The organism is Variimorphobacter sp. HTMS_6 (assembly GCF_059717775.1).
The window spans coordinates 1,507,970-1,530,009 of sequence record NZ_AP046094.1 but is presented as its reverse complement, the minus strand read 5'-3'; the positions used below and the strand labels follow the sequence as shown (position 1 = coordinate 1,530,009).

Below are 22,040 nucleotides of genomic sequence, written 5' to 3'. Positions count from 1 at the left end.
ATCTCCATCGGGGTGATGTATTAAATTTTTCTTGTCATCGTCGTGCTAAGCTTGAGCTGCTAAGTAGACCGCCTGCCGCTGTAGCAACTACACCAATCTGCATCAATTTTATCTACTATATCTTTGTCTTCCCATGAATAAGAAACGAATATATTATTGTCTTTCATTTTACCACCTATAATAGAAATAAGGATATAAGTTATAATTATAAATAATAAGTAAAATCAATAGTAAGTTTCGTATACACAATGCGTGATAAAATATACCACATAAAAATAATCCTACTTTAATGATCTCCCGTATCCTTTATTTAAAATGATCTAAAGCTAAATTTCCAAGCGTAAAACTTAATTTCAATATCCTTTTTCATAACCAGATCATAATAGAAATCCTCAAATGCAGGAAGGATGCCACTACATACAATAATTCCCTTGATTTTTTCCAATCCATATTTGGACTTTACTTGTGGCTCCAATTCTTTAATATAATCCCTTAACTGTTTATAAACTTCTTTTCCAATCATACCTTTTTTTATCTCAATAACGATAAGCTCTTTTTCTTTTTCATTCTTTAAAAGCACATCAACCCTCAATTTTGAATCTAGTACAATCTGTCGATCAACGTATTCATAGTCTATATCTAGATTTTTAGGAGTATTAACCAGATAATCTTCAATATCAATTTCATCTAGCTGTAAAATTTCTTCGTTACTCAAAAATACATCTTTCAGTCGTTCTTTCATTTGAAGATTGGTTATGTCGGAAATTAACATTTCTACATCATTTGCATTAAGTGCTTTCCATGTTCTCAAAGCTGATGTTATTGCAGCAAATTCTGTTTGATCATTGTTTAGATTAGAGGGGTTCGAAAGTTTAGCTAAAATAGTAGGAGTCAACGGTAGAGGTGCTTTCAATTTATTTGACGTAATTGGGTTACCAAATACCAATGTATCATATTTACTTTCAGGCTCTTTTTTCAAATGAGGATTTCGGTATTTTGTAGAAATCAAGTTATTCTTTCTAGCTTCTGATACCAACATTACTTCTTCCACACAATAATACGCTGTAATAATCCTTCGATTTCTGCTGCTCGTATGAAAAAATAAGAAATCGCCTTTTTTTACTTCTTCCAAAAGTTTTTTTCCTCTAGCATTTACATCGCCATATGTAAATTCATCTATCATTGGATCTTCATGGCCTTCCAGTTTTTTTGGATCAACATACGGTATCAAATAATTAGCCATACATTACCTCACTTCATTCAATTTCATATCTCTTAATAAATAATGAAAATTTATATAACTTTATTTATCAAGAGATATTATACCATATTTTGTCATGGTAATAAATTATTTTTAATTTATAATAAAAAATAAGGAAAGGAGATTAATCTCAATTCCTTATCAAATATTATAATTATACATTTATTCATTTCAAATTTATGTTTATTTTCTATAACCTTATAGAATATTTAAATATATGATAAATAAAGGCTTGATTGCAATATTTAAGATATATTATAATTTTCTATAACTTGATTAAGATAATCTATATTTACCTCATAACTGTTATCCATGACACCCCTTCTTTCCTTAGATTTGGCTTTTGATTTAATATTCCTGAATTTATTATTTATAAAATGTTAATATTGATAATCATACATCTTCCACATTATAAATGTATGATTATCAACTATCATTCGTAGAATTCTTGATTAGCTCGAAATTATGTTCTTTCACTAATACCTGTCATATTGGTGTTTTCCTTAAATAAAATTTGTTTGATCGCTTTTTGACTTAATATAATCAATTAGATTAGTATCTGAAGTAAATATATTATTTAACTCCTAATTATTTTATTAAACCAAATCATCTGACATCATCTGATTTTTCCATCTGAACCGGTATTAATAAAATATTATACTTTTGACAACTCTTTTAGCATATTTATTTTAATCTCATCCGCTTTCCATTCAATCACAGCGAAATTCCCATTTGAATACTCATCAACCCTATTAATCCATTCAATTTCATTGCTTGCTTTTGCTGATAGCAATTTATTCGTAGTCCTTGTTCGATACAGGGATGAATTGATAACCCACCATTTTGTAGCAATATCAGCCCGTTTTAAATCTTCTTCCAAACGCATAGCTTCATACACCGGTGTAGTTTCTGCAAGAGTTACGATTATGACTTCAGTTTCTTCATTATTACGTAATCTAGGTAATAGCTTTTTTGCTGATTCCGGTATATCACCGCCAGAACGTTTAATCTCTTGATTATAGCTTTGTGTAGAATCCAAAAGTAAAAGCGTATGTCCTGTTGGCGCTGTGTCAATTACAACAATCTGATCTTCCGCTTTTTCAACAATATCTGCAAATGCTCTAAATACGGCAATTTCCTGCGTACAAGGAGATCTTAAGTCCTCTTCTACGTATGCTATGTCTTGTTCCGTCATTGTTTCCCTTGCTTTTGATAACACCTCGTGCTGATACTTTTTTAACTCTTCTTTTTCATCGATATGACTCATTGTAATTCCATCAAACTCATCCATAACATATTTAAGATGCGCTGCAGGATCAGTTGTTGTCAAATGTACCTTTTTCCCTCTTGATGCCAGACCTAACGCAATATAGGCTGCAATTGTTGTCTTACCAACGCCCCCTTTACCCATAGTAAAGATAACCTTTTTATTGGTGTGAAACAGATCATCAATTACATCTTTCAGACCAGGTATAACATCTGCATATATCTTTTCTGCCCTAATAGTATAATTATCTTTTTCAAGGAAAGATCTTACGTTCTCAATGCCGGTGATATTATAAGCTCTAAGTGGTATGGAATACACCTTCAGTTCTCTGATTTCTTCCGGAATGTTATTCAATGCTGTTTGCTGCTTTTTGTATAAGCTCTCAGATATAACGTCATCATAAGTTGTTAATATTCCATTTAATATCATTACTTGATTTTTTATTCCGATTTGTGCAAGTTCTAATGATGCTCTGGCAGCTTCCTTTAAAGGAGTTACTTCTGGTCTTGATACTAAAATCAAAGTCGTAAGATTTCCATCTGATAAAGTTTCTACTGCATTTTTATAGATTTCTCTTTTGCTTTCCAAACCTGATAACTGTCCCAAGCAGGAAGCGCCATGTGTGTTTTCACTTATAAAGTTACTCCATGCCGACGGTAATTGTAGCATTCTTAATGTATGTCCTGTTGGTGCTGTATCAAAAATTATATATTCAAACTCATCTTGAAGTTCACTATCTGTTATAAATTTCGAAAACTCATTAAATGATGCAATTTCAACAGTGCAGGATCCAGATAGCTGCTCTTCCATATTTTTTAATACAACATCAGGTAGCAGCCCTCGATATGGTGCAACTACACTTTCTCTATATTCCGCAGCCGCTTCGATTGGATCTAAATTCGCAACCACAAGGTTTGGAACATCATGAATTGCAACCCCTTTATTGTTCAACTCTGTCTGAAATACATCTTGTAAGTTTGATGCCGGATCCGTGCTGATTAACATAACTTTCTTTCCTGAATCAGCAAGCGATACTGCGGTTGCACAGGCAGTCGAAGTTTTACCAACTCCTCCTTTCCCTGTGAAAAAAAGATATTTTGTAAGTGCTATCTTTTGCACATTAAAGTTCTCCATTATAAGTCAGTTTCACTCCTTTGCTTGTATTGATGCATTACAATAATTTTTAACAACAACATCCTCCACCAGAGCATCCACATCCCTGATTTTCAGTTTCTGAAATTTCTTCCGTAGCTACTTTTTCCCCTAAATAACTGTTAGGTAAATCCAGTATTTTTACAAATTCATCATTGGATGGATATCTGCCAGTTATTACAATTTCATCATCCACAACGATAACCGGTAGGCCATCCACTCCACTTTCATTAATATAAGTATTAACTGTTTTATTGGTTACAAATTCCTGAGGAGCGCTTTTAAGGTTAAAACGATCAACATGCACTCCGTTATTCTCTAATGAGTTTAGTACCGTAGAAATTCTTAACAACTCTTGATCAATTCCAACACCGCAAAGCCCGGTTGAACAGCACATAGCTGGTTCATAAATTTTCATAGTTTTCATTTTCGTACCTCCATGTTTATAATTAATTATTTTTTGGAACAAAATATTTCTTTTTAAAATAAAGTGCTAGGTTTACCAGTGCAATCATTACTGGAACCTCAATTAATGGTCCAATTACAGCTGCAAAGGCCTGATCTGACGAAATTCCAAACACTGCTACTGCTACTGCAATTGCAAGTTCAAAATTATTACTTGCCGCCGTAAACGATAAGGTGACTGACTTTTCGTAGTTAATCCCCTGTCTATAAGACATATAAAAGCTAACCAAAAACATAATCATAAAATAAATCAATAACGGAATGGCAATTCTTACAACATGCATTGGAAGAGTTATAATAACATGACCTTTTAATGTAAACATAACCACTATCGTATAAAGTAATGCGATCAATGCCAAGGGTGATATTTTGGGTAAAAAGACTTTTTCATACCATTCTTTATTCTTAATTCGCAATAGGGAAAATCTTGTAATAAATCCTGCCGCAAATGGTATTCCAAGATAAATTAATACACTCTTTGCAACATCCCATATGGATATATCGATCACCTGACCACCCCAGGATAATCCCAACCATTTTGGTAAGACAGTGACAAACAAATAAATATATACAGAGTATAGGAAAATCTGAAAAATGGAGTTTAAAGCAACTAATGCTGCACAATATTCGTTATCACCCTTTGCAAGCGTATTCCAAACGATTACCATCGCAATACAACGAGCCAATCCAATTATAATTAATCCAATTGCATAGTTTGGCATATCAGGTAATAACAATACCGCTAATATAAACATCAATAACGGCCCAACAATCCAGTTTTGTATTAGTGAAAGAATTAGAACCTTTCGATTCCTTGCAACTTTCCCTATCTCTTCATACTTTATTTTTGCCAATGGTGGATACATCATAATGATAAGGCCAATCGCAATTGGCCATGATATTGTTCCGGTACTCAATCCTTCCAAAGCTTTGCCTAAGTCCGGGAATAAGAAACCTGCAAAAACCCCGATTCCCATTGCAATAAAAATCCAAAGTGTTAAAAAGCGGTCAAGAAAAGACAGCCTTTCCTTTTTATCTTGATTCATCCATATTCTCCTTTTCATTCTTTATATAAATCATCATTTAGTAAACTAACTTATCTTTACTAAGTTTAATCTCTCTTTTCGTCCACTAATGAGCAAATATCAATATCTTTACACTTAACCCTTTGCTCATTGTCTTCCTTATAGTTCGGAAGTTTCTTTAGTTCCACAACTAAATATTCCCATAGTCCCTTATTGTTTTTCTTAAAGTCTTCATTCACCTGATAATATGCCCACTGAGCTTTTTTATTGTAGTCAAGAATTCCGCACTGTCTTAAGATTGTTAAATGTCTTGAAGCATTCGATTGTGTCATATTTAAACAATGCTCAATCTCACAGACACACAATTCTTCCTCTATCAGTAATGCTAATATTCTTAATCTGCTTATCTCTGATAGTGCTTTAAAGATATCAACCACTTCCTCACCCCTTTCTCATAAATATGTATATGAGCATATATGCATATACTATGCGTGAAAATATCATCTGTTACTATGATTTCTTCGTTTTGGAATAATTCTTATGACCACCGGACAAATTATAAACTTTCTTAAATCCATTATTTAATAAAATATTCTGAGCCGCATTCCCAGTAACTCCTTTGTTACAGTAAGTAACCGTCATTACCTTAGGATCAAGCTGATCTAACTGACCTCGTAATTTGCTGTGAGGCATATTAACTGCTGTTTCAACATGATCCCTCTCATACTGACTTGATACTCTTGAGTCTACAATTTGTATCTTTTCATTGCTTTCAATTAATTCTGTGAGTTGATTGGTTGTGATAAGTTTTCTTCCCTGGTTAATTGCATTGTCAAGAATCATACCAGTATACATAACCGGATCCTTGGTTGTAGAGAATGGTGGTGCATATGCCAGATCCAGATGAAACAGATCTTCTACTTTTGCCCGATATGTGATTGCTGTGATAAATACATCAATTCGCTTATCTACACCTTCTTGACCGACAATCTGTACACCCAGAAGTCTTCCCGTTTTTCTATCAGCAATCCCTTTTATAACCATTTCTTTACCACCCATATACTCCGGTTTGTTAGGTTTTATATTATGGCATACTTCAACATCAAAACCTTCTTTTAGTGCATCCTTCTCTGATAATCCGGTTAATGCCACATTCAAGCCAAAGACCTTGAATATTCCTGTTCCGAGAACTCCTCGAAAAGAAAAGTTTCCTCCGGTAATCACATCACCTGCAATTCTACCTGTCTTATTCGCTGTAGAACCCATCGGACGATAGACTGGATTTCCTGTTACCACATGAAACTGTTCGATACAATCTCCACAGGCATAGATATCTGCAAGATTTGTCTTCATTTGATTATCAACCTTGATTGCCCCTGTCTCCCCTAGCTCCACTCCCATATTTACGGCTAGATTAGTATTCGGTCTTATTCCTACCGCAAGAAGAACAAAGTCAGCGGCAATGGATTCCCCATTTTCAAGAAGCACCTGATCTTCTTCTACCTTAACAGCAGATACTCCTGTAAATACCTTTACACCATTCTTCTTTAAATATTCTTCTACATACACTGCCATATCCGGATCAAGACCCGGTGTAACTTGTGGAAGCTTCTCCACTAATGTGACATCTATTCCTAACCCTTTCAGGTTTTCACATACTTCAAGTCCAATAAACCCTGTCCCTATGATTACTGCATTCTTTGGATTCGTATTATCAACATAGGCTTTTATACGATTCATATCATTAATATTACGCAAGGTAAACACGTTAGAATTATTTACACCCTCCATTGGGGGAATAATTGCCGATGCACCTGTTGCAAGTATCAGCTTATCAAAATTATCAGTAAATACCTGCCCATCCATCAGATTCTTAACTTCCACAGTTTTTGCTTCGGTATTTACTTTCAATACTTCATGTTGAATTCTTACCTCTACATTATATTTACTTTTAAAGAACGCTGGGTCTCTGGGTATCAGCATATCTACTTCTTCTACTTCTCCTCCGATGTAATAAGGCATACCACAGCCGGAATAAGAAATAAAGCTATCTTTATCATATATAACAATCTCTGCACTTTCATCATTTCTTCGTGCTTTTGCGGCTGCCGATGTTCCTGCAGCTACCGCACCAATTATAACTATTCGCATGAATTGCCCTCCATTATCTCTTTACAAATACAGTCGTCCTGTTGCGTTGTAATGATATTCCAATACTCTTTGACATTAAGAATGAGCTCATTATTATTACTGTAACGCATCCAAGAACCCTCTTTACGGCTCTTTACCAGTCCACAATCTGTTAGTATCTTCATATGATATGATAGTGTAGGCTGAGTGATCTGGAAAGACTCAAGGATATCGCAGGCACACAATTCACCACAAGAAAGCATTTCTATGATTTTCAACCTTGTACTGTCTCCAAGTGCTTTAAATATCGGTGCTACTTCCGTGTAATCTTTCATATTTAACAGAGTCTCCTTATTTGTATTTACTATACCCTTATGATATAGACATTTATCTATGTCTCTATATTATAAATCATATAGACATTTGTCAATATGATTTGTGTAATGTTTATGTAATATTTAAGTGAAATTGGAATCGTAAAAAAACACGCAGTTCCATCATGGCTATCTGCATGTTCTTTCTTACTTATTTATCATTTAAATATCACTTTTATCACCTGAATTTTCCGAACTTATAGCCTATCCTTTTTTATTATTTACTTATTTTTTAAGGTACTGTTATTAAGCGTAAAGGCTTCTCCTGGTGCAAGTACACATATACGTTCCGGATTATCAATAAGCCCAAGTAAGTCATCCGGATCAGCATTAAAAGCATCGATATCAGGTGCATCTACACTTCCCCAATGAGATAATAATAAATCGGCATTGGGATATGTGTTTGCTAATTTAACAGCTCCCTGCAGACCGATATGCCACGAATTATTTGAGAAATCAAAAATTATGACGTCCGGGTTTGGCATCTTAAGATGATCGGGTAAAAGTCTTGAGTCGCCAGGAGCCCATATTGAACCATCTGGAGTTTCTAGCCAGAAACCACAGCAGTCTTCAAATTGAAAGATCCTTGTAAATTCCTTTGTTTCATTTTGCCAGGCATGATCCGCAGGTGTTACAGTTACGTTTATATTCCCAACTTCAAAAGTCTCTCCAATAGCATGTCCGAATCCTGCCATACCTTCCTCTTTCATTAGTTCAGATACATATTTGGTTCCATGATATTCTTTACAAACTGGTTCGATTTTCTTACAGGTTACTCTGCTAAAATGGTCATTATCGCTATGAGTAACCAATATTGAATCCAAATGAGGTATATCATCTGGTAGAATAGGCATATCGATTAGTAACGGTAAATCAAACCCCTCTAAAAGAGGATCTATCATGACACATGTTCCACGGCAATTAACGAATATACCTGCATTCCCCAACCAACGAATTATTGTTTTATTCGATGGAGCAAATGCTTCTATTCCAAATTGTTGTGTTTTAGGTGCGCATGCCTGTTTATTTTTCTTATTCATATTATCCTCTCTTTACTTTAAACATATAAAAATTATATCTATTAGATTGATGTTTTACAACAACATTATACCACTACATGCAAATCTTACTATAAATAATATAATAAGCTTATTTATATCAATCTACACAGCTTATTTATCTCTATTTACTGCTTAATGTAAATAAAGATCCTTATATCGTTCTGGTAACGGATAGTCTTCCATATGTTCATATTTTAATACTTTTTGCAGGCCTGGGTATGAAAGTTCTATCAAAATCCTGTCTTTACCCACCGTGATGTGTGGCCCTATAAAAGGTTCAACTTCTATATTAATTATAAAATCCGAAGTACGATTGCCATTGGGTCGTTCAATATTTAGAACTTTTATCGATGTGCTATCATAAAATGGTGTCTCAGTTAAAATATTTTTATAATAGTAGTCAATTACTGTATCTATTGTGGGAGCAAGTGCTGTTATGATAACATCTTGATACAAAATATCACGTGGCTCTTCTTCCGTTTGCTTTACTTCGGCATTAACAAACGTATTTTTTATAGTGATTGCAACTATAATTACAATAGATATAGTTACAACTAAAATTATCTTTTTTATCATTGACTCACTCCATTTCATAATTCTCTTTAGGGACCATTATCATAATTTCCTAATCTATATAATTTTTATTCAATGTTTTCTTTCGCTTTTCCTTTTGTTTTTCCTCAATTATTTCATCCAACTACTCTACTTAACAAATCAAGTCATCTTCTCTCCCATTCCATTTTTCAACAACTCTCAACAAACCTAATCCTTTATCATATAATAAATATCTGTTTTAATAAGTATAAACATTGCGTTTATTAAAAAAGTATTATAGAATACTAAAAGTGATGCATCTATATGTTGTGGCAAGCTTTTCTACAGAATCAAATCACAGTAAATACTGGGAAAATCAGACGTCTAAAATTGGGATGTGCAATGAAACCGTCATCTCTCTTCATCATATAATGAAATCCAACCAGGATATAATAAATATTAGTACTTCATGAATAATATATATGAAGTAAATAATTTTGAAATCCTATCAAAAGTTTTATTAGAAAGGAAAAGTAAATTTGAATACTACAAAAGATCTAGAATCAAAAAGTATCGGCAGTCTTCTACTTATGTTTTCAGTGCCCGCGGTTATTGGAATGCTTGTAAATGCCTTATATAGTATTGTCGACCGTATCTTTATCGGCAGAGGCGTGGGTTCAATTGCGCTGTCAGGTGTTGCTGTTACATTACCGATAACCAATATAATTATGGGGGTGGGTATGTTGATTGGTATCGGTTCATCAACAATTGTATCCATTAAATTAGGACAAAAGAAATATGAGGAAGCCGAAAAAATAGTCGGAAATGCATTTCTTCTTACCATAATACTTTCACTTGTTGTAACTGTAATTGGATTGATATTCTTAAATCCCATCCTGACAATGTTAGGTGCAAGTTCTGAAACCATGCCCTACGCTAAAACCTTTGCTAGGATTCTACTCACCGGTGCAGTTCTTCAGAATATCGGCTTTGGTCTTAATTCGATCATCCGTTCCGAGGGGGATGCAAAAACCGCAATGAATACCATGTTAATTGGAGCGGTTCTGAATACCATACTGAATCCAATCTTTATTTTTATATTCAAATTCGGTGTTGCTGGATCTGCTCTAGCTACCTTGATATCACAAGCAGTATGTTCCATATGGGTTGTCTTATATCTAACCAGAAAAAGTCTCGTCAAGTTGAAGAAATGTAATCTTAAGCTAAGTAGTCATACATTTAAAGAAATCTCTTCTATTGGTATCTCACCCTTTATCATGCAGGTGGCTGCAAGTTTTGTGACGATTATATTCAATATCAATCTTGTAAAATATGGCGGAGATCTTGCGGTTGGCGCCTATTCACTGATTATAAGCATTGCCATGCTGATATTAATGCCAAGCTTTGGTGTCAATCAAGGTGCACAACCAATCATTGGTTATAATTATGGTGCCGATAACATCCAACGAGTTAAGAAAACTGTACTTTATTCAATCATAGTTAATACTTGTATTTCCCTCCTTGGCTGGCTGTCCGTTGAATTATTTGCAACTCAAATCATAAAAATATTTAATAAAGAGGATCTTGAATTAATCCATATAGCTTCCAATGGCCTTCGGATCTATCTTGTAGCAATGCTTATCGTTGGAGCACAAACAGCTTGTATTAACTATTTTCAATCAGTTCAAAAAGCTCTCATAGCAATGACACTAAGTTTATTGCGTCAGGTAGTCATTTTAATTCCATTTGTACTGATCCTACCACGCTACTTTGGTTTAAATGGTATCTGGTATGCAGGACCGATATCCGATGTGGTCTCAACACTGGTGTGTGCTATATTAATAATCAGAGAATTTAGAAAGCTTAAGCCTTCCTCTTCTACTGTTCATAATTTACTTTAGGAAGTTCAAACCATTCATTTATAATAAAAATCAGGACGGTCAAAAATACCGTCCTGATTTTATATATTTGACATATTACTTTTCAATCAACTAGATACATTGCATTTATCTAGTTGATTGAACGTTTTTACTTACATCTACTTTTACAATTTCATACTGTGAATTAATGATTAACCATAATTCAGGATTAAAAATTGTTATATTCCAAATACTTATACCTGACAAGTTATAGTTTGCTACTAACTCCAGGCTAGCATTTATGCTTTTAGAATTAATAAACCACACTAAATGCTGAACCTCATCTCTAACCGTATAAAAAAAATATGGTGATTGAGATTTTTCATCATACTTTATTTCGGCGCCAACATTCCGAGCCAAAGTATAAACGTTACTTAAAGAAATGCTATAGATATTTGAAATCCCCGGGACAAATGGTAATTCCCAATCATATCCAATCGTAGCTATTCCTAATATAATTTTTTCAGGGGGTATATACTGAAGGATATATTTTAAAAAATTATTTATTTCATTAAAAGAACTAATTGGGGATGGTGGAGTTACCTTCGTTGACCATTCATAACTCATAAAAATGATATTATATGCCAACTGGTTTAATAGTGAGTAATCTATCTTTTCAAAATTAACATTATTCTGATCTGTAGTAAGTTCCGGATTTATTGTTAAGAAAACCGGATACCCCTCTCTATTTAAGCGATTCACCACATTTGTAAAATAACTTTCATATAATTTCAGGTTTGAAATGCTCATGTATTGTAATGATAAATTCAAACCATAATATCCTCTTTCTTTTAGAATATTAAGTATGTTTTCTATTTGTTTATTTTGATACTCTTCATTTAACAGTAAGTCAAATGCAACTCTTATATTCGCTTCTCCGGTAATTGTTAATGTTGTTAGAAGCATTAAAGGCGCTACCCCGTATTCCTTAGATATCTTAACAATCTCAGAATCATCATAATACGACTTTATTCCACCTTCTGCAGTGGCTGTAAAATTTAATACAGATAGATAGGTCAAATAAGGCAATGTTTTTCTTAAAATTAATTTATCAATATTAGGCGGAGAATTCCCATGAGTTGTGATTTTCTTTTTTGTATCATATGATATAATAAGGATATCACCCGGATAAATATATTGACGTTCAGCCAGAAACGGATTATTTGCTAAAAGTTGAATAACAGATACATTAAATGTATTAGCAATGTTAAATAAGGTATCCCCCTCTTTCACGATATAGCTCTGTTTAGGATTTGCTATTACAATGGATTGACCATTTACTAAATCATCCGTGCTTGAGAGCCCATTATCTTGTAATATCTTATCAACAGTTACACCATATTTCTTAGCTATAGACTGAATGGTATCTCCTTGCTTAATTTCATATATTTCCATGATGAACCTCTGATAATCGTTTACAATATTATATGCTATCTCTTACATTAATTTCATCTATGATCATCTTGTAATTTCATTTAAACCATTCGATATTTATATTTCAATTAATATTTTCTGTTATTTTTTAAATATCATATTTTGTTTTAATTTAACTACATAACATTATTATGTAAACTCTTTTCATTTATTCCAACATACTAGATTTTACATGTTGATAATAACGCACATGGATATATATGTAAATCCAATATGCATTTATTAATTTGATAATATATGGCATATTAAGTCAATATATGTTATCGTGATTCTTATAATATATTCGTTCTTTAAATATGATATATTTCACCATACCACCAAGGAGATGTTTATGAAAAAAATATTACTTATCATTTTAATTGTAGCTATCTTATTTTCTGGATGTAAATTAAACTCAACAAAAAGCAACCTTCACTCTTTAACTTCTTCCCCCTCCCCTTCCGTTCTACACAAGAATTTAGCAGTGGATAAAAATGATAAATCAAGCTTTCTTATTGATGATCATTTAGTGAAAGTGAAGGATCAACGTTCCTCAGTAACCTCAATTAAATCATTGGATTGGATCGATAATAATAGAGTTGAGATTATATGTCATGTCAATCCCTCTCTCGATTATTTTACAATATATAATTCCATCAGTAATCAATTTGAATATACAGAGTATGGTAGCTGGTTTGTATGGAATAAGAAGGATATTAAATCTCTCATATACATTGAAGGTCCTGCACATTTTGAGAATCCCAAGAATCCGGAATATAAAATCATGAATTACTCCGGGAAGACATTATATAAATCTAAGAATCAACTGAAAAATCTTGAATACAGAAGTGAGAAAATTATTTTTTATGAAATCGATCAATACGGAAAGACAGTTTCAAAAACAATTTCATAATATTTATTAGAAATAGGGGCCCTTGCATACAAATATTTTGCTTGTGTCCCTATTTTATTCTATAAACAGTCTATTTGGCCAAGAAAATTAACATATATGAGTATTAATAGTACAATTTTACTATAATTGGAATCACTATAAAGTTGCATATTTCTACAAAATATTATAAAATTCTATATATAAATGTATTACAAAACTATTCCCCAAATAAGGAGATTGTTAATATGAATCTAAACCACTTTAAAGTGCGAACCAAAATTATTTTATTTGCAGTGATTCTGCTTGCCGTGTCTGTTCTCTTAGCGAGTGTTGCTATTATTGAGCAAAATAACGCTATGAAAAGAACGACACAATCCATGGAAAAGAGTATTCGCTCTGATTTCGATACCAACATAAAGGAACATGTACAAAGTGTTTACTCCATACTTGATTATAACTATCAAAAGTATAAATCCGGAGAATATACTTTAGAGGAAGCAAAGAAAATATCTGCTGACACTGTAAGAAAGATGACTTATGGTAAGGATGGGTATTTTTGGATTGATACCTACGACGGCACAAATGTAGTTCTGCTTGGCAAAGACCAAGAAGGCAAAAATCGTTTGGACATGGTAGATGCCAAAGGCTTCGAGATGGTCAAAGCTATTATTAAAGCCGGCCAGCAGCCTGGTGGTGGATACACCGATTACTGGTTTCCGAAAGTAAACGAAACCAAGCCCTCTCCTAAGAGGGGCTATAGCTTAGCTTTTGAACCATATAAATGGGTAATTGGAACCGGAAATTATGTTGATTTTGTTGATAGCTATGTAAATAATATTACGAAAGAAGAAAAAGCGGTAGCACAAGGGATTATAATGCGTTTCATCATTATTTTCGCTATCTCAATTATTATTGCTGTTTCCGTATCTGTATACTTATCCATTAATTTAGGAAAATCATTCAAAACCATAAGTAACTATTTTAAGACCTTAGCGACCGGAGATTTTTCTGTACAATTACCAAGTAAATTCCTCATAAGAAGGGATGATTTTGGTTCCCTCGCGAATGAAATTGAGACGATGAAAGATTCGATAGGCCGACTAATCGGTAGCACTAAAGATGCTTCAGATAATATCGTTGAGGTAGTTTCTAATATTAACGATAATATATTGGCTCTAAATGGTAACATTGAAGATGTTGCTGCAACTTCAGAAGAATTGGCAGCAAGTATGGAAGAAACATCTGCTTCTGCTGAAATGATGGCAACCACATCTTCAGAAATCGAAACAGCTACAAAGAATATTGCGACAAGATCGCAGGAAGCCGCATTACAAGTTATCGAAATCAGCAAACGTGCAAAAGATTCCAAAGAGGACATCTTAACAACCCAGGATAAAACAGTTAGTATTGGTAATGATATTCAATTTAAACTGAAAGAAGCAATTGAACAATCCAAAGTTGTTAGTCAAATTAATGTTCTTACTGATACAATTATGCAAATCACTGCACAAACCAACCTGTTGGCACTTAACGCTTCTATCGAGGCGGCCAGAGCAGGGGAAAGCGGAAAAGGCTTTGCAGTTGTTGCAGATGAAATTCGTAATCTTGCGGAACAATCCAAGAATGCTGCTACTAATATACATACTGTAACCGGTGATGTTACGGTAGCGATGAACAACCTGTCAGAAAGCTCAAAGGAACTACTATCCTTCGTATCAAGTGATATTTCAGAAAGCTTTGATAAGTTTTTAAAAGTGTCGGAAGCATATAATGATGATGCGATTTATATGGATAATTTAATTACAGATTTCAGTGCAACATCTGAGGAATTACTTGCATCCATTGAAAACATTATGGTATCTGTAAATGAAGTTGCGCAAGCAGCTACTGAAGGAGCAATTGGAACGGGTGATATTGCTGAAAAGATATCCCAAATCACAAATATGTCTTCTGAAATTGCTACCCAGGCAACAGTTTCAAAGGAAAGTTCCGATGTATTAATTAAGGAAATATCCACTTTTATAGTGTAAACGAATTTTATTAAATAATAATAATAATAAAAGATACGCTCGTATTAACCAAGTACTTCAGTTAATGCGAGCGCATTTTTTATTATTATAAAATTCATATTATATTCTTTAAAGCCACATATGATTAGGATAATTGATATATGTGATTACAATATCATTATAGTTTTGTAGCTATATAATTTAATTTAGTCTATAGATTTGCGTACTTTTCTGCGATCTTGATCAAAAGCTCAACGCTCTGATCCATTGCCTGTACGCAGGCATATTCCTTCTTCCCATGGTGATTATGACTGCCGGTTCCCAGGTTAGGGCAAGGTAATCCCATAAAGGATAATCTGGATCCATCCGTACCACCACGTACTGGAAGACTAACCGGATTTCCACCCAACTCCTTGATAGCTTCATATGCATTATCAATCAAATGCCAATGAGGTTTAATCTGCTCGGACATATTATAATAGCTATCTCTAACTTTAGCAATCACTGTATTCTCGCCAAACTTTTGATTCAGCTTTGATGCGATAGTTATAATTTTTTCTTTTTTCTCTTCTAATTTATCCTTATCATGGTCTCTAAGCAGATAACGCAACTCCGCCTTCTCAACATTGCCCTCCAATTGATCCAGATGATAGAATCCTTCATAATCCTGTGTATGTTCCGGTCTTTCCAACGCTGGCAGCATTTGATTGAATTCCATCGCGATCTGCAATGCATTTTTCATCTTATCTTTTGCAGAGCCCGGATGAATATTGACCCCATTAATTGTAATATGTGCAGCAGCTGCATTAAAAGTCTCATATTCCACTTCTCCGAATGCAGCTCCGTCTACAGTGTAGGCATATTCCGCACCGAAGAGTTTCACGTCGAATAAATCCGCTCCTCTTCCGATCTCCTCATCAGGTGTAAAACCGATTTTAATCGTTCCATGCTTAATATCAGGGTTTTGGTAGAGGTGTTCTGCCATGGTGAGTATCTCAGCAATACCGCATTTGTCATCCGCACCCAATAAAGTGGTTCCATCCGTCACCACAAGATCACATCCAATATATGAATTCAAGGAATCATATTCTAATGGGCTTAATACGATATTCTGCTCCTTATTAAGGATAATATCTGTTCCATCATAATTCTCAACAAGTCTTGTTTTTACATTTTGATATGGAACATCACGAACCACATCCATATGTGCGAGGAAGCCTATAACCGTACCATTCCAGTTTTCAATATTGGATTTTATTGTACCGAATACATAACCATTCTGGTCAACCGTCACATCGTCAATCCCGATGTCCTTCATCTCTTTTGCCAATGCATCTGCAAATACCAACTGCTCTGGAGAGCTGGGACAATTCTCATTTCCGCTCACTGATCCGGTTTCGTATTTCGTATAATTAATAAGTCTTTCATATGCTCTCATATTATTTGTCTCCTATCATAAGTTGTTTTTCTCAAGCTCTAAACCGATTCGTGTTATAACTTCAAACATTTCATATCGAGCCATATCGGTTTTATTATATTCCATTATATCCAACCCGATTAGTTGGAATTCATTATTAAGTAAGGATATCATCTCTTGTAGGGTTTTCATTGTTAACCCACTCTTAACCGGAAGTGGAACATAAGGAAAATCCTCCGAATCAAGTACATCAAGATCTAAATGGATATAGAGATTCTTGCTTCCCTTTGACCGTATCAATCGTATCACATCCTCTGTATTATGCTCCATATCTGAAACTGATACAACAGGGATAGTGTAATTCTTAATGTACTCCTTCTCTTCCGGATCAAGCTCATGCGCACCCATCATAACAACCTGCGACGGAAGTAATGTGGACGGCAAGCTTTCCACTATATTATCGTCACTCTCTCCTAATAAGGTTCTAAGGGGCATTCCGTAAAAATTTTTACTAGGAGAGGATTGTGGCGTATTCAAATCACCATGAGAATCAAACCAAAGAATCGTCATATCACCCGATAATTTATAATTCAGATAAGAAACCATCGGAACATTTGCATCACATCCCCCTCCAATGGTAAATATGGTATCCGGATCTTCTTCCTTTAATAAATTATGTACATGCATCAATTGTTTTACAATGACATCATAACCGAATATGTTATTTTTCGTGCAATTCACGTCATCTGTAGATACTTCAATTATCTTCACCTTACTTTCCTTAAGATAAAGTTCAAGAAATTCCTTTGCACCATGATATGTAGATAAATCCCTGCCACCCCCCTGCCACTGAGGAAAAGATATATTTAAATGTTTTGTACTCAATTATTCACGTCCTTTCGTATTAAAATTTTGATATAACCTCCCTTTAAATTATTAATAACATAATGTACAGTCAAAGTTTATGCCTTTGTATTATCAGTATAAACAAACCCACACGTAACTTTGTATATATTTTAGTTTATTAAAACCATAATACCTTATTATGAAATAAATTTATTATATACACTTGTAATATCCTATTACAATAGTATATTATATAATTAAGTCAATAAACAATCTACGTTCGACAAACTTCTACTTCTTTTCGAATTATGATTGAATTTACATGAATTAATAGATTCACTTTATCCACATAAGAAAGAACAGAATGGAGCGCTTATGAATACTACTACACTGAAACAAAAACTAAGTATTTTCAACAAATTGATTGATATCATATCCGGTATCTTTCTACCCATCATCAATGTATTGATGGCCGCCGCATTATTAAAAGGATTACTAATCCTGATTACGAATCTTGGATGGATCGATAAGGCAGAAGGAACCTATCAGATCTTATATGCAGCAGCTGACGGATTCTTTTACTTTTTACCGGTTTTCTTGGCGTATTCCGCTGCGAAAAAGCTGAAAGCAGATATTTATACTTCTGTTATGATTGCTGCAGCTCTAGTATACCCCAGTATCACTACTTTAATGAATGGTGGTGGAGGGACGGAATTCTTAGGATTACCAGTTCGATCATTAAATTATCCGTCCAGTGTCATCCCTATTATCCTTGCCGTAGCCTTACTTCACTATGTAGAAATTCCATTGGAACGATATCTGCCGAATACGATAAAAGGATTTTTAAAGCCTTTACTTTCAGCAGTAATCGTAATTCCTCTAACTTTCCTTATCTTTGGACCAATCGGGGCATTTATTGGTAATTCCATCGCCGGTGGATATAATGCATTATACAATACCAGCCCGATTTTAGCGGGTGCAATCTTCGGATTTATCTGGCAGCCAGCTGTAATCTTTGGTTTTCAATGGGGAATGGTTCCTGCTATTATTAATAATATTAAAAATACAGGAATAGATACCTGTCTACCATTGCTAGGACCGGCTGTTATGGGACAGGCAGGTGCCGCTATGGCAGTCAGCTTTATAGCTAAAAATAAAAGTTTAAAATCAGTAGGTATGTCTAGTTCTATCGCTGCGATTCTTGGAGTTACGGAGCCTGCTTTGTTTGGAGTAACCGTCCCATTAAAGCGCCCTATGTTTGCAGCCTGTATCGCAGGAGCAATTGGAGGAGCAATTGTAGGAACCTCACATGCCGGAGCAATCGCATTTGCGTTTCCTTCGATGGCGTCATTAGTTGTTTATCTAGGAGAAGGCTTTTGGACGTTCTTTTTCTCCATGGTGCTAGCCTTTATCATCAGCTTTATCTTAACCATGATTTTTGGCATCAACGAAGCAGATTATAATAAAAAAGCTGTAAAAGAAGTTTCATCAGAGTCATAAATACTACCAATATCATTTATTTATAAGAATAGCGTGTGAACAATTGGATAAATTATTCACACGCTTCTTATCTATATTACCTCATTATTTTTCCCGTATATGCTCTAATCCTTTTTCAAATATTTGCTTTACATGATCGTCGGTTAATGAGTAGAAAACTACCTTCCCTTCTTTTCTGTGTTTCACTAGATTTGCTGCTTTTAAGGATTTTAGCTGATGAGATATCGCAGATTTCGTCATATTCAATAATACCGCTAAATCACAGACACACATCTCACTTTCATCTAGTGCCCACATAATCTTCGCCCTCGTACTATCTCCTAAGACCTTAAAGAAATCCGAAAGGTCATATAATTCATCCTCATCCGGCATAACTAGTCTTACTTTATCGACAATGTCTGCATGTATCACATCGCAGTCAAAATTAATATCCGATTCTTTCATTCCATTATCCATCCTTTCGCATCTATCATTATATCTGCAGCAATCATAATTATAGTACTTTTTGCCTGTACTACATTCCCTATCACTATAACAAATATAACATACTTACCAAATAAATGCCAAATGACTTTTTCATTAAACAATCAGGCTAATACTTGATAAGAATCCATACAGAATCCCTTTCAAGCACCAGCCTAATTGTTTACAACATATTTATTGATTAGATAGACCTTTGATCCATGAATTTTTGTTTATTTTAACTTCTGATATAATGAGTTTAATAACTGTTGATTTGGATCTTGGCTTAATTCCCAAATCATAACGCCGCCTAAATCATTATTCATAATGTATTGTGCTTTTTCACTCATGGACAGCTCATTTTCATAGGTGATAAAGGTAGAGCGGTTAAATATCCACGGAACCCTCGCATAGGTATTATAATAATATTGATACCCGGGTGCATTCCGGTAATTTGATATAACCTTTTGATAGGATATGGATGCACCACCTGAATATGTTTGCATGAATCCATTGTTCACATTCGGTACTGATTGATAGATATATCCATAGAATGGCACTCCCATAACTAACTTCGATTTTGGGATACCCGTTTGCAACCACTCTTTAATACTCTTATCCACACTGATATTATATGGTTTAGTAGGATCATCACTAAAGAGAGGTGCATTAAAATTAGTTTTTGACTCCCACGTTCCATGTAAATCATAGGTCATGATATTCACAAAATCTACATAAGGATTAATCTGCATCAATTCAATGTTGTTCAAATACCAGGCTCCGGCTGCTCCTGCAAAGGTGAGGTCATAATGCTTACCAGTTATGATACCGCGTGTATTTAATCTTTCTCTTAAGGTTTTCATTAACAAGGTGAAATTATGCTTATCCTCCGTTCTCTTGCTGTTTGAAGACAATCCTCCCGATACCGGGTATTCCCAGTCTATATCGATTCCATCAAACCCATAATACACCATGAAGTCAACACAACTATTTGCAAATGTTAATCTGGATTGATCGGTTAATGCCGCATCCGAAAATCTTCCCGACCAGGAATATCCTCCTACCGATATTATCGTTCTCAAATTAGGATTGATCTTTTTTAATTGATTCAGACCACTAATATTGGCAGCATCGATATCAGGATAACCTAATTTAATCTTTAAATCACTGCCGATATCGGCAAAGGCATAATTAATATGCGTTAGTTTATTCGCATCCATCTTATCCGGAGTATAGCCCGAATATCTTGACCACGCTGCATAATACCCGACTATCTTATTTGATGGTGAAGGTATTGGAGTAACTGTCGGCACCTTTGTGGGTGCTGTTGTTGGTGTCAATACAAGTGTTGGTGCCATGGTTGGTGCCTTGGTTGGTGTCGTGGTTGGTGTTGATAAAGGTGTTAGCACTTTGGTAGGTACCGAAGTCGGTGTTTTTATCGGGGTTAACGTTGGTGTAACCACGGGAGCTATAACCGGTCTTTTTACTGTGATATTTGATGATAGTTTTATTCCTAATACACTTCCGGTAATTGCAGCTGTACCAGCTGATTTTGCTGTTACAACACCACTTGCAGAAACCACTGCAATTTTACTGTTATTAGTGCTCCAACTAACTTTATTCGTCGTTCCTAAAACTTTCAGTGTTGTCGATTGACCTATTGATAAGGAAGCAGAAATGCCGCTTAATTTTACTACTGTTACGGTGCCGGATAGCTTTTTACCAGCCACTGAAGCATAAATCGTAACCTTCCCAGGTGCTTTCCCCGTAACTTTACCGGTTGTGGTAATGGTGGCTATATTTTTACTACTTGTTGACCAGGTTACTTTCGAGGAGGTACCGCTTACTTTGAGAGTGATACTCTTACCCATTGTAACCGAGGATGAATTTAGCTTAATTATGGTTACCTTACAGGCTAGTTTCTTACCCGAAACAGAAGCATATATGATGGCCGTTCCTGGTGCCTTACCGTACACTTTTCCACCTGTAGTCACTGTTGCAACTGATTTATTACTTGAATACCAGGATACCTTTTTACTAGTTCCATTTATGTATAATGTTTTATAATGATTCGCTTCCATCGTAGATGAACTACTACTGATACGAATGGTTGCTGCTTGTGCTCTGATTTGCTCTTTCATCATTATTATGAGTAAAAGAAGTAGTATCAAAGCAAAAGAAACTAATTTTCGCTTTCGTGCCATAGGCATACTCCACTTCATGATAAATAGATTAACGAGTGTATATTATCATTATAAATACATTCTAAACCAGTATCATTATCAAATTGATGGGTAGCTTTCAAGTATTATC

Annotated in this window: 18 protein-coding genes; 4 read left to right on the top strand and 14 right to left on the bottom strand. The window is 34.5% G+C overall.

The genetic code is table 11. The features are described from left to right. Positions 1-310: 310 nt before the first annotated feature. The 9 genes from AC6IWN_RS06835 to AC6IWN_RS06795 all read right to left on the bottom strand — a co-directional run bounded on the left by AC6IWN_RS06835 (position 311) and on the right by AC6IWN_RS06795 (position 9,311). Entirely contained in the window at positions 311-1,243 is a 933-nt protein-coding gene (locus AC6IWN_RS06835; RefSeq protein WP_497991624.1) for an endonuclease NucS domain-containing protein, read from the bottom strand. Between the two features lie 673 nt (positions 1,244-1,916). Beyond that, the gene (arsA, locus tag AC6IWN_RS06830) at positions 1,917-3,647 is read right to left on the bottom strand and encodes an arsenical pump-driving ATPase (protein ID WP_497991623.1); all 1,731 of its coding nucleotides are present in this window, start codon (positions 3,645-3,647) and stop codon (positions 1,917-1,919) included. A gap of 64 nt (positions 3,648-3,711) precedes the next feature. After that, positions 3,712-4,107: an arsenite efflux transporter metallochaperone ArsD gene (arsD, locus tag AC6IWN_RS06825; protein ID WP_497991622.1), complete on the bottom strand. Its 396-nt coding sequence runs from the start codon at positions 4,105-4,107 to the stop codon at positions 3,712-3,714. 22 nt (positions 4,108-4,129) lie between these two features. Beyond that, positions 4,130-5,191, bottom strand: coding sequence for an ACR3 family arsenite efflux transporter (gene arsB, locus AC6IWN_RS06820; protein WP_497991621.1), 1,062 nt, complete (start codon positions 5,189-5,191; stop codon positions 4,130-4,132). 65 nt (positions 5,192-5,256) lie between these two features. Further along, a complete protein-coding gene (locus AC6IWN_RS06815; protein WP_497991620.1) occupies positions 5,257-5,607 on the bottom strand; it encodes an ArsR/SmtB family transcription factor in 351 nt (116 codons plus the stop codon). A gap of 73 nt (positions 5,608-5,680) precedes the next feature. Continuing rightward, entirely contained in the window at positions 5,681-7,321 is a 1,641-nt protein-coding gene (locus AC6IWN_RS06810) for an FAD-dependent oxidoreductase (RefSeq protein ID WP_497991619.1), read from the bottom strand. Beyond that, complete coding sequence (locus AC6IWN_RS06805; protein ID WP_497991618.1) at positions 7,312-7,635, bottom strand: ArsR/SmtB family transcription factor; 324 nt, start codon at positions 7,633-7,635, stop codon at positions 7,312-7,314. Before AC6IWN_RS06805 ends, AC6IWN_RS06810 begins: the two co-directional genes overlap by 10 nt. 260 nt (positions 7,636-7,895) lie before the next feature. Continuing rightward, positions 7,896-8,714, bottom strand: a complete 819-nt coding sequence (locus tag AC6IWN_RS06800) for an MBL fold metallo-hydrolase (RefSeq protein WP_497991617.1) — start codon at positions 8,712-8,714, stop codon at positions 7,896-7,898. 153 nt (positions 8,715-8,867) lie between these two features. Next, on the bottom strand, positions 8,868-9,311 hold the full coding sequence (locus tag AC6IWN_RS06795; protein WP_497991616.1) for a DUF3888 domain-containing protein: 444 nt from the start codon (positions 9,309-9,311) through the stop codon (positions 8,868-8,870). Positions 9,312-9,808: 497 nt separating this feature from the next. Between AC6IWN_RS06795 and AC6IWN_RS06790 the strand changes: the two genes are divergently transcribed. Further along, positions 9,809-11,170 (top strand): MATE family efflux transporter, encoded by a 1,362-nt coding sequence (locus tag AC6IWN_RS06790; RefSeq protein WP_497991614.1) that lies wholly within the window; start codon positions 9,809-9,811, stop codon positions 11,168-11,170. Positions 11,171-11,275: 105 nt separating this feature from the next. Here the strand turns inward: AC6IWN_RS06790 and AC6IWN_RS06785 are convergent, their stop codons facing one another. After that, positions 11,276-12,583 carry a LysM peptidoglycan-binding domain-containing protein gene (locus AC6IWN_RS06785; protein WP_497991613.1) on the bottom strand — a complete coding sequence of 436 codons (1,308 nt, stop codon included), beginning with the start codon at positions 12,581-12,583 and terminating at the stop codon, positions 11,276-11,278. Between the two features lie 370 nt (positions 12,584-12,953). Between AC6IWN_RS06785 and AC6IWN_RS06780 the strand changes: the two genes are divergently transcribed. Continuing rightward, positions 12,954-13,514: a hypothetical protein gene (locus AC6IWN_RS06780; RefSeq protein ID WP_497991612.1), complete on the top strand. Its 561-nt coding sequence runs from the start codon at positions 12,954-12,956 to the stop codon at positions 13,512-13,514. 224 nt (positions 13,515-13,738) lie between these two features. Next, positions 13,739-15,523 (top strand): methyl-accepting chemotaxis protein, encoded by a 1,785-nt coding sequence (locus tag AC6IWN_RS06775; RefSeq protein WP_497991611.1) that lies wholly within the window; start codon positions 13,739-13,741, stop codon positions 15,521-15,523. Positions 15,524-15,713: 190 nt separating this feature from the next. Here the strand turns inward: AC6IWN_RS06775 and pepT are convergent, their stop codons facing one another. Continuing rightward, complete coding sequence (pepT, locus tag AC6IWN_RS06770) at positions 15,714-16,940, bottom strand: peptidase T (RefSeq protein ID WP_497991610.1); 1,227 nt, start codon at positions 16,938-16,940, stop codon at positions 15,714-15,716. Between the two features lie 15 nt (positions 16,941-16,955). After that, positions 16,956-17,804, bottom strand: a complete 849-nt coding sequence (locus AC6IWN_RS06765) for an arginase family protein (RefSeq protein WP_497991609.1) — start codon at positions 17,802-17,804, stop codon at positions 16,956-16,958. 336 nt (positions 17,805-18,140) lie between these two features. Here AC6IWN_RS06765 and AC6IWN_RS06760 point away from each other — a divergent pair, with 336 nt between their 5' ends. Beyond that, on the top strand, positions 18,141-19,265 hold the full coding sequence (locus AC6IWN_RS06760; RefSeq protein ID WP_497991608.1) for a PTS transporter subunit EIIC: 1,125 nt from the start codon (positions 18,141-18,143) through the stop codon (positions 19,263-19,265). Between the two features lie 84 nt (positions 19,266-19,349). On the opposite strand, the gene AC6IWN_RS06755 is transcribed toward AC6IWN_RS06760, so the two are convergent. Further along, complete coding sequence (locus tag AC6IWN_RS06755; RefSeq protein ID WP_497991607.1) at positions 19,350-19,709, bottom strand: ArsR/SmtB family transcription factor; 360 nt, start codon at positions 19,707-19,709, stop codon at positions 19,350-19,352. A gap of 251 nt (positions 19,710-19,960) precedes the next feature. After that, entirely contained in the window at positions 19,961-21,931 is a 1,971-nt protein-coding gene (locus AC6IWN_RS06750; RefSeq protein WP_497991606.1) for a glycosyl hydrolase family 18 protein, read from the bottom strand. Positions 21,932-22,040: the final 109 nt, after the last annotated feature.